Origin of the sequence: Thermosipho sp. 1244 (genome assembly GCF_018588215.1) — a bacterium.
Taxonomy (GTDB): Bacteria; Thermotogota; Thermotogae; order Thermotogales; family Fervidobacteriaceae; genus Thermosipho; species Thermosipho affectus.
Map to the genome: position 1 here is coordinate 56,592 of NZ_LNGA01000032.1, position 14,183 is coordinate 70,774.

Genomic DNA, 14,183 nt, shown 5'->3' on the forward strand with positions numbered 1-14,183 from the left:
AGAGAGTTTTTTTCATGGTATAATTTAAGGGAAGGAGGTTGGTTATGTGAAGCATAGGGATGCGTTAAGGACATTGAAGAATGCCAAAGGGCAAGTTGAGGCGGTAATAAAGATGGTAGAAGATAACAGATATTGTATAGATATTTCAAAGCAAATTCTTGCAACGATTGCCCTTTTGAAAAAAGCAAATGTTCAGGTTTTAAATTCACATCTTGAGACATGTGTAAAAAGTGCGATTTTTTCAGAGGACGTAGAAGAAGTGGATAGGAAAATACAAGAATTGGAAGAAGTTATAAGTTACTTAAACAAAATCGTTTAGATGTGATAGAATATTACCAGAAAGGAGGCTTCAAATGGAGCCAGTAGTTGTAGTAAGGTATTCTGAAATAGGATTAAAAGGAAAAAATAGGGGATATTTTGAAAAAAAACTTATTGATAATATAAGAAAGATTGCAAGACCGCCTGAGATAAGCAAAAGGTATGGAAGAATAATTATAAGGTTAAAAAATATGTCATTTGGTGAAATAAAAGAAAGATTAAAATATGTGTTTGGAATACAAAATTTTAGTTATGCATATGCGGTAAGTCATGACATTGATGAAATAAAAGAGGCTGTAAAAAAATTGTTGAGTTTAAATATAAAAGGAAAAAAAACTTTTAAGGTTCAAACGAAAAGGTCTTTTAAACAATTTCCAATGACTTCTAATGAGTTGAGCGCATATATTGGCGCTTACGTACTTGAAGAATTTGACAATTTAAATGTTGATGTTCATAATCCAGATATAACAGTTGGAATTGAGATAAAAGAAAAGGAAGCTTTTATCTTTGTTGGTAAGGAAAGATTGTATGGAGGACTCCCAGTTGGTGTTTCAGGTAAGGCAATTTTACTTTTAAGTGGGGGAATAGATAGCCCTGTGGCGGGTTGGTATATGCTAAAGCGTGGGTTAAAACTTGAAACGTTAAGCTTTTTAAGTCCACCGTTTACGAGTGAAAAATCTGTAAAGAAGATATTAGATTTAGCTGAGGTTTTATCAAAATATACCCCTGATACCTTAAGAACTTATATCGTTCCTTTTACAGAAGTTCAGCAGTACATAAAGTCAAATGTGCCAGATAGATATTCTTTGATTATTCAAAGAAGAAGTATGATGAGAATAGCAAACAAACTTTCAAAGAAAAGAAAAGCCAGTGCAATTATAACGGGTGAGAATATTGCGCAAGTTGCAAGTCAAACACTTTCTAATTTAAGAACTATTGAAGATGCTTCTGATATTCCAATTCTACGACCATTAATTGGCTTTGAAAAGCTAGATATTATTGAAAAAGCAAAGGAGATAGAAACATATGGAATTTCAATATTACCTTATATAGACAGTTGTGTGGCTTTTGCACCTAAAAATCCCGCAACTAAATCTTCGATTGGAGAGTTAAAGGAAATTGAACAAAAACTTGACAAGCTATTTGAATTAGAAGAAAAGGTATTTAATAGTATGGAAAGTTATGCGTTAGGGAGGGAATCATGAGAAAAATATTTGAGTTTTTTTATACGTTATATTTTTTGATTGGGGCCTTTGTTTATATTGTAATATACGGTGCGATAGTTTTATTTGTAGGATTTTTCATAGGTTTATTTAACAAAGAAGTATCTAGAAGGTTTGTTGTAAAGCAGATTGAAATTTTTGGTAAGATGACTTTTAAATTACTTGGGATTAAGGTGCACGTATTTGGTAAAAAGCCAAAAATAGATGAAAATTATATTGTTGTGTCTAATCATCAAAGTGCTCTTGATATTCCTTTAATTATTGGATTTGTTGAACCTGTTGCGTTTATTGCCAAAAAAGAATTGGGAAAGATACCTGGAATAAATTGGTTTTTAAAATATCTTAGAAGTGTTTTAATTGATAGAGGGAATGTGAGAAAGACGGCAATGTCTTTGAAAGAAGTGATAAGGAAACTAAATGAAGGAGTTCATTTTGTTTTGTTTCCCGAGGGTACGAGAAGTTTTGATGGGAAAGTTCTAGATTTTAAAAATAGAAGTTTGGAGATAGCTTACAAGTATAAGATTAAGATTTTACCAATTTCCATTTGGGGAGCGCATAAAGTACTTAGAAAAAAGAGTTTGTTTATAAAAAGGCATCCTATATATATTAAAATTCATGATTTAGTGGATCCCAATATTTTTGATAGTGAGAAAGCTTTAAGAGAATATGTAAAAAGTGTAATTTCAAAAGGCGTTGAGGATTTTGAAAGGAGGATTTTGGATGAAAAGGGCGACAATTAAAGCATTGGCATTGGATAAAGTAAATAATTCACCAGTTGTGATTTTATCTATTGAAGGTACTAAAAAGATACTTCCAATATGGATAGGTGCATGCGAAGCAAGTGTACTTGCTATGATTTTGGAAAATGTAACTTTTGAAAGACCGTTAACTCATGATCTTTTACTTTCAATGGTTGAAGGACTTGAGGCAAAGATGGAGAAGATATTAATAAACAAAATTGAAGATAATACTTTTTATGCAAAGGTAATATTGAAAGATTTGACTGCAAACGACGAAGAGGATGATGGATTGATAGAATTTGACGCAAGACCATCTGATGCTATTATTCTTGCTTTAAAGACATCTTCGCCGATATATGTTTCAAATGAGTTAGTATTGGATTATTCAATTGATTATCCTAATGAGGATTATGACAAAGAAGATGACGAGTTTAAAAAATTTGTTGAAAATTTGGACTTAGACGAATTTAGAAAAAAATTTGGGAAAGGTTCACAGGGGGATAATTAATGGATTTTTTAAAGAATATTTTAGGGAGAGCAAAAGAACTATTTGGAAAATTATTTGGTAGAGTAATTGAGTTATTGAAAACTATATACAAAAGAAAGCTTTTGCTTTTGTTATCTATATCTATTGTGATAGTTGCAGTGGCTTTTGCTATATTAATTGGTCAGTTTTTAAAGAAAAAGTCTCAAATTGAGATAAAGGCGCAACAAGAAACAACTGTTGTGAAAAATCTTTATATAAATATTCCAAAAGGTGCCTTTCCGTATGAAAAATCTTTTAGGTTAAATCCTATTACGCCGGATACTGATCCAGACTTATTTAAAAATTATCCGTTTATAGACACGGTGTACGATGTTATTCCAAAAGATGGGAAGGTTGATTTTGCATATAGGCCAATTACTTTTAAATATTATTTTCCATCTGATTATTATTATGGGATAGATTATAACAATGTTGCACTTGCGTACATTCCCGATAAAGGTTCTGCCTATAGGATCTTTCCCGGAAGTTATATAGGAAAAGATGAAAAAGGATATTACGTTGAAACTCAATCTTTCCATAGTTCAAAGATAGGAATCGTGGCTTTAAACCCAAAAAAACAAGAATTGGGTATAAAGGTGCTTGTTGAAAAACTCACACCAAAACCCGCTATTTTGGTTATTCCAGGCTCAGATAGAAATTTCAAGGGATATTTTAAATCAGATGATAGTCCAGATTTAAATTTTTGGTCGGTTGTATTTTCCGATAGAACTATAATGATGTATAATTATCCACTTTACGAAGTAAGATCAAAGCTATATAAAGATATGGTAGATGATTATTTTAAACGTTCAGAGTTAAAAAGCTATATTGAATTTGAAGCTGAGAAGCTTGCATCTGAGTTGAAAAGATTCAAGAATTTCAAATTTGATGTTATAGCTCAAGATATTGGAGGATTAATAATTTCTTATTGTTTATTGTTACATCCAGAAATTAACAATGTTAGAAAAATTGCATTTATTTCTGTGCCATTTAAGGGTACAAATATTTCGAATCCTGTATATTTTGGTTCACTTTTGTATGGAAAAACCCCAGAGGCGTTATCAAAGATTTATAACCTTGATGAAAACATGATTTCTTCAATTCAGACACATATTTATACTTTTATTGAGACAGTAAATACATATTGGAGTGAAATTTTACCGGATTCCAAACTTTTGGAAAAGATGAAGACACTTTCAAGAAAAGATAATGTAAGCATGATTTCATTTATGGGAACAACTCCTCCTTTTGGTATAGACGTTAAAAATAGTACTCTTGAAAAATTTTACCCTGAGCTTGTTAGTGGAAAAGGTGATGGAATTGTTTCAGTAGATTCTGCAAAAATAGATGGAATTGATCTTATTCAAATAAAAGGTGATGCTTATTCGTTTTATTCTTCTAACGAGTTTGTGGAAAAGTTAAAACAATTTTTAGAGTTTGGTGAAATTAAGATCCCCGAGTACAAAGATGATAACTATAGAGAGTATGTATCAAAGACTGAAAAAGAAAAAGAAGTGTATTTATCTAAGTTGAGACCATATAGATTTAATGGTGCAAGAATTTCAAATTCAATAGTTGTGGATTTTGACAAAAAGTTGAATTTTCCTGGAAATCAAATTGCCATTTTTAGGTCAGTTATTTACACAGGAGGACCAAATGGATTGTATGGAAATGGTACGAAACTCATGGAAGGACCTATATTTAACTTAAAAAAGAGCTTTGGTGGGGTTTCCTTTAGAACGGCAAGTGAGATTTACTTTTATAGTCCAGCTATAAAGAAAAAATACAATGTTGTTTATGTAGCAGATTTTCTTGCAACACAAGAAGGTGTGTATACAGCGGTTAATTCCGGGGAAATTGTTAGTTTTTGGGATCCATTTGGTAAGAAAATAGTAGATTTAAAAGGACAGTATGGGAGAATTAAGGTGGTTGAAAATTATCTTATTTTATATACAAATAAACAAATTTACATACCAAGATTAAATCTGCTTTTAAGTGTACCTGAACTTAAAAATAAAAGTATTGATATTTCAGATGTAATAATTTATAGGAATGAAGTTTTGGGAATTACAAGAAGTTATGGATTTTTATTTTACGATATAGGTTCGACTGTTGGAAATTATATAGGTGAAGGTTGGATAGGTAATATAGCTATTTTTAGAGTGGGAAATTATTTCTTAACTATTGGAAGAAATTTTATTACAATAATTGATATTCCAGAAAGAAGGGTATTGAGGATTATAGAGAAACTTGACAATGAAGTTTTGACAGCGGATTCAGATGGTGAATATTTGTATCTTGTAACTAAAGATGGAATATTGAAATATAAAGTAAAAAAGGATTAGGAGTGAGATGATGCTGCACCTTTTTTTAGGACATTATGTAGCTGATCATGGATTTACCCACAACAGCAAATTGAGGCATTTAAAAGGATGGAATTTTATACAACACCTAATTTGGTCTGCTTTTGCAATTTTAGCTTTTACTTTTGATACGCTACTTTATACCGTACCTGTGATTTTATTTACTTTCATAGCTATACATCTTTTTTTTGATTATCTACGTGTTAAAGTAAATAAGAAGGTGTATTATCATTTAATTGAAATAGCCGGGATGATAATTGCTTTAATATTTAATTTTGTTGTTTCAGATTATTTTAAAACTTCGTATCTTTCAAAAGAATTTGTCTTGTATATACTTGGTATGGCTTTGGTTACCACGGCACTTTCCTACTTTTTTAGGAATTTTTATCCCGCAATAGAGAATTACGAGGATTTGGAAGGTATTTCAGAGCGATTGGCATTCTTTATATTTTTTCTTGCTGGTAAACCATTTTTTGCGTTCTTATCTTTGTTTTTTGGATTTTTATTTAGATTGTGGAAGGTGAAGAAATTTGATCATGTATGGTGGATAAGTCCTGTTTTTGCTATATTTTTTAGTATTATTTGGAAGGGGATTGTGTTTTAGGAGGGGTATATTTGGAAAATAAGAAAAAATCATATTTGTATTTACTATTTATAGTTTTAAGTATTGTAAGTATAGTATTAATTATTAAGTTCACCCAAGTTGAATCTCCAAGGGTTAATCTAATATTTCCAAAAAATAATTTTATTTTGAATAGTAGGAATGTGGAATTAAAATGGGACATTCAGTATAAAAGGGAACTTTCTTTAATTTCAGAGTTGTTTTTGGGTACAAATGAATTGGAAAAGGTGTATGATGGTATAGAAACAAAATATCCTATTTTATTAAAACCCGGAACTTATTTTTGGAAGGTTGGAATAAAATTTGGAAATGATTATATTGAAACCCCTGTAAGTAGTTTTACTATTTTAAATGATATTCCCAAGATTTTAGATGCAAGAGCCACTGTAAATGGCAATAGAGTTACTTTTTCATGGGATGCAGAAGATAATGATAAGCTAAATTATACTTTGTATTTAAATAATAGAGAAATTAAATTAAAGGATAATAAATATGAAATTGTGCTTCCCACTGGAAAATACAAATGGAGTGTTCAATGTGAAGATGAGTTTGGGGCAAAAGTGGTTTCTAATACCTTCGAATTTTACGTTAATCCTGTAGATATCAATTTTGAAATTATAAAAGAAGAGGGAAAGTATAAAGTAAAATATAAGAAGTATAATGATTTTGAGTATTATTTAGAAATCAACAACGAGGAAATAAAATTGAATTCTTCAGAGTATATTTTAAGTATTAAACCAAATGTAAAATACAAGTTACGTTTGAAAGCTGTAAATTTAGCAGGAGAGTACGTATATAGTAGTTATAAAGAGATTTACGTAAAAAATGAAAAACCTAAAATTAGAATAATTTTTCCTAAAAATGGTTTAAAGGGTGTTGGGAAAAGTATAACCTTTAGATGGAATATAGAGGATGATGATGAAACGCTTTCAACTTTGTATTTTGGTATTTCAAAAGATAAGTTGAAACCTGTTATAAAAAATTATAGGGCTAATGTATATGAAATTAAAGATTTATCACCCAACTCAAAGTATTATTGGAAATTAGAAGTTACAGATGGATATAACACAATTGAAACTCCTATTTTTGAATTTTACACAAATCCTACCGTAAAGATTTTAGGTGTAATAGGTTCAAAGAAGGATGACCACGTCTATAACTATACGTTTATAGATGGAAATTACTATATTCTTGGAAAAGAAGGAAAAAGACCGTTTATTTTAAAAGATGGGGTTAAATTTTATTTTGATTTGGATGGTGAGTTGGTAGATTTAAAAAAGAAGGATGGTATTTTCTATGTGTTAGCCAATAGTGCACAAGATATAATCCTTTATGCTTTAAAGAACGATATAATTTTATGGAAAAAGATTTACGGTGGAAGATATAAAGATAGGGGAAGAGAAGTTATAGTTGAAAATGATGGGTTATTAATTTTTGGAGATACTTGGTCTGATGATTTTATTGATTTAAACGGATGGTCTGATGTTTTTTTAATGAAAGTAGATTTTGATGGAAATATTATTTGGAAGAAGAATTTTGGTGGAAAGTATTTGGATGAAGCAGTATCAATTTCTAAGGGTAATGGTGGTTATGTTATCTTTGGAAATACTTTTAGAAAAAGTCGAGATTTAATGGTTATTTTTGTAGATTATTTTGGTAAATTAAGGTGGATAAGATTTTTTGGTGGGAAAGAAGATGATTTTGCAAGTAAGGCTTTTGTGTATAAAGACAAGATTTATTTAGTTTCAAATGTTTATTTTGATAGCAGAGGGAATATTACGGATGATTCTAATATTTATATTATGATTTTAGACTCAAATGGCAATAGACTAAATGATTACGTTTTAGACGGTAGTAAAGATGATATATGCAATGATATGTTAGTTGGTGACGATGGGATATATCTTTTTGGGAAAACAGCTTCTAAAGACGGTGATTTTCATTCATTAAATTACAAAAAAGGGCTTGTTGACTTTTTTGTGATACATCTTAATCATTGGATTTTTGTGGGGGGAGGATATGGATTTGACGAAATAAAAAGGGCATTGAATGTATCTGGTAAGATAAAGTTTGTTGGTGAGACAAATTCTTTAAATGGACTTTTTGATAGACATCTTGGAGGCTTAGATATTTTTGTTGGTGAACTTGAGAGGTGATGTTTTTGATTAGAGAATTTATAAAAAAGAGATTTCTTTTTTACTTGTCTGGGATTTTTACTTTGATAATTGTTGATACATTACAACTTATAGTTCCAAAATTTATATCAAAAGCTGTGGATAGTTTGAATGTAAAAACTCCAGATATCCATGTTGCAAAATTAATGGCTCTTGGAATAATAGGTATAGCACTTGGTATGTTTATTACCAGATTTCTGTGGCGATTTTTTATAATAGGTAGTGCAAGAAAATTTACCTATGAGGCAAGAAAGATTCTTTATGAAAAAATGCTGTCATTAGACATGTCATTTTTTGATAAACATAGAAGTGGAGATTTAATGGCGCATTTTACAAATGATATGAACAACCTTGAAAGGATGCTTGGACCTGGTATAGTTATGATGGTTGATGCATCTTTTATGTCAGTTGTTACAATATTTTTCATGGCAACTAGTGTTGGTTGGAAATTAACTCTTATTGCTTTAATTCCTTTGCCATTTATAATGTTAATTTCCCTTATCTTTGGTAAATTTATATACAAAAGATCAAAAAAGGTTCAAGATACTTTTTCGGATTTAAGTGGTTTCACTGAGGAATCTGTAGATGGTATTAGAGTACTCAAATCATTTTCAATACTACCAAAGTTTGAAGATTTATTTTCAAAAAAGGCAAATAATAATTTTGTGGCAACATTATCTCTTGTTAAAGTTTGGGGTATAATGTGGCCGTTAATTCATTTTATAAGTTCTTTGTCGTATTTTATTACTATTGCATATGGCGGACCAATGGTTATAAATCAAAAGATAACACTTGGTATGTTTTTTGCCTTTAATAATTATATTGGTATGATTGTATGGCCACTGACTGCGTTTGGATGGGTAATTAATATAATTCAAAATGGTAGAGCTTCTTACAATAGAATTTTAAAGATTTTAAATACAAAATCAAAAGTAAAAGAACCAGAAAATCCCGTTGAAATAAACGAAATTGAAAATATCTTAATTAAAGAACTAGATTACAAATATCCTGGTACAGATAGGTATGTTTTGAAAGGTGTTAATTTAGAAATAAAAAAAGGTCAGCTTGTTGGTATAGTTGGTACGGTTGGAAGTGGAAAATCTACTATAGTTAAGATAATAAGTAAACTTTATCCCGTAGACAAGGGGCATGTGTTTATAAATGGATATGATATTAACGATATACCATCTGAGGTAGTCAGGACAAAGATTTCTTACGTACCTCAAGAAACATTTTTGTTTTCGACTAGTGTGAAGAATAATATAGCATTTGGATTGGAAGATTTTGATGAATGGCAGGTAAAAGAATATGCTATGTTGTCTGCTGTACATAGTGACATTGAAAAATTCCCCAAAAGCTATGATACGGTTGTAGGGGAAAGAGGAGTTACGTTATCAGGAGGGCAAAAGCAAAGAATAACTATAGCCCGAGCACTAATAAGAAATAGCGATGTGTTTATCTTTGATGATTGCCTTTCAGCTGTTGATCCAGAGACAGAAGAGAGAATAATTGAATCTCTTAGAAAAAATATGGAAAGTAAAACTATGATTATTATAACGCACAGATTAAAGGTTTTGAAGGATGCGGATGTTATTTATGTCTTTGATAATGGTCAAATAGTTGAAAAAGGAAATCATGATGAATTAGTTCAAAAAGGTGGATTATATGCAAATATGTTCAAAAAGCAGTTAATTGAGGAAAGTTTGTGATAAAATATAATTGCAAACTATAAAACAGGGAGGTGTGTTGTATGAAGAAACTCAGGTTGTTTATAACGCTTTTTGTAATATTAACAATTAGTTTGTTTGCCACAAAAATTTCTATTTTTCACATTAATGACACACATGGTCATGCATGGGCATTTAGTGAGTACCATAATCCAAATATAGGTGGATTTGCCGTTATTGCATCTATAATTGATGAAGAACGTGCAAAGAATCCAAATGTTTTGTTCTTACATGCGGGAGATATAAACACTGGTGTGCCTGAATCTGATCTTTTAAATGCATTACCAGATATCTTTGCATTGAACAGAATGAAACTTGATGCAGTTGCCGTTGGAAACCATGAATTTGACAAATCAAGAGATGTATTAATGTATCAAATGAGTATTGCAAAGTTTCCATTTTTATCTGCAAATATATATAAGGATGGCAAGCCTTTCTTTACACCATATATAATAAAAAATGTTGGTGGTATTAAAGTTGCAATATTTGGTTTGACAACTGAAGAAACAGCAATATTGGAACCGCTCTTTAGCAAAGATTTGGAATTTAAAAATGCCATTGAAGTTGCCAAACAACTTGTTCCTGAACTTAGAAAAAAGGCTGATATTGTAATTGCACTTACACATTTGGGAATGGGTCAAGCATACGAGGGAAATTACACTACGTCAGAAGAGTTGGCAAAAGAGGTGGATGGAATAGATATAATTGTAGACGGGCATAGTCATACAAAACTTAATGAGGCAAAGGTTATCAACAATACAATTTTGATTCAAGCATGGGAATGGGGTAAGATTGTTGGAAAACTTGATTTGGATGTAGAAAACGGAAAGATAAAAGAGTGGTCATGGACATCTATTCCAGTTAATTTGAAAGTTTATAAAGGTAAAGATAAAAATGGTAATTCAATGTACGAGTTTGTGGGAAAAGAATACAAACCGGCAGAATATGTAAAAGTTCCACTTGATTACTTTGCAAAGATTGGTTCTAAAAAACTTGATACTGTTATTGGAGAAACAAAGGTGTTATTAGACGGTGAAAGAAAGCATGTAAGATCTGGAGATACAAATCTTGGACACCTTATTACCGATGCCATGATGTGGAAAACAGGTGCGGATATTGCGTTCCAAAATGGAGGAGGAATAAGGGCGTCAATAAAACCAGGAAAGATAACTATAAGAAATATTTTGACGGTATTGCCATTTGGAAACACCGTTTATGTAATGAAGATGAAAGGTTCGGAAGTAATAAAAGTGTTGGAATATGCTGCAAAGCTTCCTGAAGGAAAAGGAGCATGGTTACACGTAGGAGGTTTAACCTTTAAGAGTGAAAATGGAAAAGTAACAGAAGTAATGGTAAATGGAAAACCACTTGAAATGGATAAAGTTTATACTGTTGTAACTAATAACTATATGGCAAGTGGTGGAGATGGATATTCAATGCTTTCAGAAAATAAAGCATCAGGATATGATACAGGTTTTGTTTTGGCGGATGTGGTTGTTGAATATATCCAAAAGGGATTAAATGGTTTGATTGAAAAGTACGATGATACTCCAAGATACATAAGGAAATGATTAAAAGGGAAGCTTCTTGGCTTCCCTTTTTTATTGGGGGTATAAAAGATGATTCGTAAGATAAATAAAGATGATGATTTGTTAAAAGTGGCCGAATTAATTTATGATACAGATGAGAGGTTGTTTTATTTTTTGTTTGGAAAAAGAGAAGAAGCGATTTTGAAACTTGCGGAATTAGTTAAGAGAGAAGGAAATCCTTTTTCATATAGAAATGTGTATGGCTATTTTGATGGAAAAGAAATAAAAGGTATATTAATAGCATATGATTTAGAAAAAAGATGTACAAAAGGTAAAATAAAGGATTTTTTTGAAGTATTTTCGTTTTTTAAGTTGGTTGATCTTTTTGTAAAGAACATATTGATAAATAATATAATTAATCTAAAAGGATTAAAGGGGATATATATACAAAATATTAGTGTGGATAAAAAGTCGAGGGGAAAAGGAATTGGTACGAGACTTTTAGAATATTTTATAAAAGAAACTGAAAAAAAAGGTTATAGGGATATCTATTTGGATGTTGAAAAAAATAATAGAGCAAAAAATCTTTATTTAAGAAAAGGTTTTAAAATTATTAAAGAAAAGAAAGCATTAATAGGAAAATTTAAGATATATAGAATGAAAAAAGAATAAAAGGCACAGTCCTATATGGGGCTGTGCCTCTCCTAATCAATTATTCTCTTGGAAAGACGATGAATTTTAAAGCAGTTCTAGATTCGTTTTCGATACTTACATCGGTAAAAGCAGGTACACATACAAGATCAATACCACTTGGAGCAAGATAACCCCTTGCAATTGCAATGGCTTTAACAGCTTGATTTACTGCACCAGCACCAATTGCTTGAACTTCAGCTTTCCCTTTCTCTCTGATTACTCCTGCAAGAGCACCGGCAACTTTGTTAGGATTGGAACCTGATGCAACTTTAAGAACTTCCATACTAATACCTCCTTTACGGTGATGTTATTTAAAAGTTTGCTAAATCTAAGTGGAAGAGCTCAGATGGCGCGCCCGGCAGGATTTGAACCCGCAACCCTCGGATCCGAAGTCCGACGCTCTATCCTATTGAGCTACGGGCGCATTTTATCAAAAACATTATAATATGAAAAATGGGGTGGCTAGTGGGATTTGAACCCACGACCACCTGATCCACAGTCAGGCGCTCTACCACTGAGCTATAGCCACCACACATAATAAAATATTAAATTTTGGCGCGCCCGGCGGGAGTCGAACCCACAACCCCCGGATTAGAAGTCCGGTGCTCTATCCTATTGAGCTACGGGCGCACTAGACCCCTTCGAGTCTGGAGCGGGCGACGGGACTCGAACCCGCAACCCTCGGCTTGGAAGGCCGATGCTCTACCAATTGAGCTACACCCGCTTGTGGTCGGGGCGACTGGACTCGAACCAGCGGCCTCCTGTTCCCAAGACAGGCGCGCTAGCCAACTGCGCTACGCCCCGTTTCCAGAGACCGTAAATGATTATAGCATATGTGTATTTCAATGTCAATACGTATTTAATGTAAATATTTTTGTATTTTTGTTTTAATATTATTCTAAAACTCCTGTTATCGCCTTTGTTGGGCATCTACTTTCACATAACCCGCAACCGAAACATTTTTTTATGTCTATGTTGACTTTTTTATCAATTGTAATTGCAAAGTAAGGACATACTTTTTCACATAACTTACATAGTGTACATTTTTTATTGTTGACTTTAGGATGTTTTGGTATATATTTTACTTTGTGTGTAAGTTTTGTTTCTTTAACTTCTTTTACACTGTTGAATCCATATTTTTCAAGTTTTTTCGGTAGATCATTTATTATTTTTTCATATATATCTTTACCGAATATTAGTGCTGATGAAAGAAGTTGGATTGCATCTGCTCCGGCCAACAAAAATTCAATTACATCATCTGCATTTTTTATTCCTCCGACACCAATAATTGTAATTTCAGGAAATGCATCTCGAAGTATTTTTATAATAGCAAGTGCTACAGGTTTAATTGCAGGACCTGAAAGCCATACTTGCCCCTTTTCATTTCCAATTAAGATTTTTCTATTTTGTATATCTATCTTCATCGTAGGACCAAGAGAGTTAATTGCGACTATACCGTTAGCTCCGTTTTTTAAAGCTACTTCTGTAAATTTGATTGGATCTGGAATATGTGGACTCATTTTCATAAATATAGGTTTATCTGTGTTATCCCTAATTGCTTTTACTATTTCACCAATAGTTTCATAAGTTTTTCCAACATAATGAGTGGATATTTCAAAGGCATCGGCAAATTCGTTTAATTTTGGTATTAATTGTTTCATGTCTTCTTTTGAATATCCTGCGCTTATGATCAAAGGTTTGGATAATTCCTTTTTTAAACGAGGTAGGAATTCCTCCAACCATTTTTCGGAAGGATATTCTGACCACAGTTCTGCGTTCATAGCAAAGTCGTTTTCTCCGTATATACATGGTCTTGGAACTTCGGCTGCTTTTGTAGAAATTGTTTTTGTAACAATGGCACCAACTCCAGTAGAATCAATGAATTTAATCTTTTCATAATCACCCACTAAAGGTCCTGAAGCTGGCATTACAGGATTTTGGATTTTTATGCCTGAAAGTTCTGTTGAAAGATCCACGATAATCACCCCTTTAGTTGTTTTTAAGGTTAGATCTTAAAGAAATATCTAATACAACAGATTTGTCAATTATTAAGTACAATCATTGTTTGTTTTTTAGGTTGATTGTAGAATATAAATCATTTTGATAATAACTGTTTATCAATAAAATGTTACTTTGTTTATCTAAGTTACCACTAATCATATATGTTAAATATAGATTACCATTTATTTTTAAATCGCAAATTAAATACAAAGACATTGATTTTGAAATTAATAATATTCCTTCAAAGCTTTTTGTTATATAATAATG

The 14,183-nt window shown here is 31.6% G+C and carries 12 protein-coding genes and 5 tRNA genes; 10 read left to right on the forward strand and 7 right to left on the reverse strand.

All coding sequences use genetic code 11. The features are described from left to right. The first annotated feature begins 46 nt into the window (after window positions 1-46). Genes AS157_RS08270 through AS157_RS08315 form a run of 10 tightly spaced genes read left to right on the forward strand, consistent with a single transcriptional unit; the run spans window position 47 to window position 11,894 of the window. Entirely contained in the window at window positions 47-319 is a 273-nt protein-coding gene (locus AS157_RS08270; RefSeq protein ID WP_077288806.1) for a metal-sensing transcriptional repressor, read from the forward strand. Between the two features lie 34 nt (window positions 320-353). Continuing rightward, a complete protein-coding gene (gene thiI, locus AS157_RS08275) occupies window positions 354-1,523 on the forward strand; it encodes a tRNA uracil 4-sulfurtransferase ThiI (RefSeq protein ID WP_077288805.1) in 1,170 nt (389 codons plus the stop codon). Continuing rightward, the gene (locus AS157_RS08280) at window positions 1,520-2,281 is read left to right on the forward strand and encodes a lysophospholipid acyltransferase family protein (protein WP_077288804.1); all 762 of its coding nucleotides are present in this window, start codon (window positions 1,520-1,522) and stop codon (window positions 2,279-2,281) included. The genes thiI and AS157_RS08280 overlap by 4 nt, the downstream gene beginning before the upstream one ends. After that, window positions 2,262-2,789 carry a bifunctional nuclease family protein gene (locus AS157_RS08285; protein ID WP_077197877.1) on the forward strand — a complete coding sequence of 176 codons (528 nt, stop codon included), beginning with the start codon at window positions 2,262-2,264 and terminating at the stop codon, window positions 2,787-2,789. Before AS157_RS08280 ends, AS157_RS08285 begins: the two co-directional genes overlap by 20 nt. After that, window positions 2,789-5,152, forward strand: coding sequence for a hypothetical protein (locus AS157_RS08290; RefSeq protein ID WP_077288803.1), 2,364 nt, complete (start codon window positions 2,789-2,791; stop codon window positions 5,150-5,152). Before AS157_RS08285 ends, AS157_RS08290 begins: the two co-directional genes overlap by 1 nt. Before the next feature lie 10 nt (window positions 5,153-5,162). Next, entirely contained in the window at window positions 5,163-5,774 is a 612-nt protein-coding gene (locus AS157_RS08295; protein ID WP_197023149.1) for a hypothetical protein, read from the forward strand. A gap of 11 nt (window positions 5,775-5,785) precedes the next feature. Then, a complete protein-coding gene (locus AS157_RS08300; RefSeq protein WP_077288801.1) occupies window positions 5,786-7,948 on the forward strand; it encodes a fibronectin type III domain-containing protein in 2,163 nt (720 codons plus the stop codon). Between the two features lie 5 nt (window positions 7,949-7,953). Then, entirely contained in the window at window positions 7,954-9,675 is a 1,722-nt protein-coding gene (locus AS157_RS08305) for an ABC transporter ATP-binding protein (RefSeq protein WP_077288854.1), read from the forward strand. 41 nt (window positions 9,676-9,716) lie between these two features. Continuing rightward, the gene (locus AS157_RS08310; protein WP_077288800.1) at window positions 9,717-11,264 is read left to right on the forward strand and encodes a bifunctional UDP-sugar hydrolase/5'-nucleotidase; all 1,548 of its coding nucleotides are present in this window, start codon (window positions 9,717-9,719) and stop codon (window positions 11,262-11,264) included. A gap of 48 nt (window positions 11,265-11,312) precedes the next feature. Next, window positions 11,313-11,894, forward strand: a complete 582-nt coding sequence (locus AS157_RS08315; protein ID WP_077288799.1) for a GNAT family N-acetyltransferase — start codon at window positions 11,313-11,315, stop codon at window positions 11,892-11,894. 40 nt (window positions 11,895-11,934) lie between these two features. On the opposite strand, the gene AS157_RS08320 is transcribed toward AS157_RS08315, so the two are convergent. From AS157_RS08320 to AS157_RS08350, 7 genes are all read right to left on the reverse strand, one after another. Then, window positions 11,935-12,198 (reverse strand): stage V sporulation protein S, encoded by a 264-nt coding sequence (locus tag AS157_RS08320; RefSeq protein WP_073072337.1) that lies wholly within the window; start codon window positions 12,196-12,198, stop codon window positions 11,935-11,937. A 64-nt stretch (window positions 12,199-12,262) separates the two neighbouring features. After that, window positions 12,263-12,339: transfer RNA gene (locus AS157_RS08325), tRNA-Arg, on the reverse strand. 30 nt (window positions 12,340-12,369) lie between these two features. Further along, window positions 12,370-12,444 (reverse strand) — tRNA-His (locus AS157_RS08330). A gap of 24 nt (window positions 12,445-12,468) precedes the next feature. After that, window positions 12,469-12,545 (reverse strand) — tRNA-Arg (locus AS157_RS08335). 18 nt (window positions 12,546-12,563) lie between these two features. Continuing rightward, window positions 12,564-12,639 (reverse strand) — tRNA-Gly (locus AS157_RS08340). Window positions 12,640-12,642: 3 nt separating this feature from the next. Then, window positions 12,643-12,719, reverse strand: a tRNA-Pro gene (locus AS157_RS08345). A gap of 89 nt (window positions 12,720-12,808) precedes the next feature. Continuing rightward, on the reverse strand, window positions 12,809-13,891 hold the full coding sequence (locus AS157_RS08350) for a 4Fe-4S binding protein (RefSeq protein WP_077288798.1): 1,083 nt from the start codon (window positions 13,889-13,891) through the stop codon (window positions 12,809-12,811). Window positions 13,892-14,183 lie beyond the last annotated feature (292 nt).

Bases quoted from the DNA above. Each gene is read 5' to 3' on its own strand.
- thiI (WP_077288805.1), top strand. From the start codon at position 354: ATGGAGCCAGTAGTTGTAGTAAGGTATTCTGAAATAGGATTAAAAGGA.
- AS157_RS08280 (WP_077288804.1), top strand. From the start codon at position 1,520: ATGAGAAAAATATTTGAGTTTTTTTATACGTTATATTTTTTGATTGGG.
- AS157_RS08285 (WP_077197877.1), top strand. From the start codon at position 2,262: ATGAAAAGGGCGACAATTAAAGCATTGGCATTGGATAAAGTAAATAAT.
- AS157_RS08290 (WP_077288803.1), top strand. From the start codon at position 2,789: ATGGATTTTTTAAAGAATATTTTAGGGAGAGCAAAAGAACTATTTGGA.
- AS157_RS08295 (WP_197023149.1), top strand. From the start codon at position 5,163: ATGCTGCACCTTTTTTTAGGACATTATGTAGCTGATCATGGATTTACC.
- AS157_RS08310 (WP_077288800.1), top strand. From the start codon at position 9,717: ATGAAGAAACTCAGGTTGTTTATAACGCTTTTTGTAATATTAACAATT.
- AS157_RS08315 (WP_077288799.1), top strand. From the start codon at position 11,313: ATGATTCGTAAGATAAATAAAGATGATGATTTGTTAAAAGTGGCCGAA.
- AS157_RS08320 (WP_073072337.1), bottom strand. From the start codon at position 12,198: ATGGAAGTTCTTAAAGTTGCATCAGGTTCCAATCCTAACAAAGTTGCC.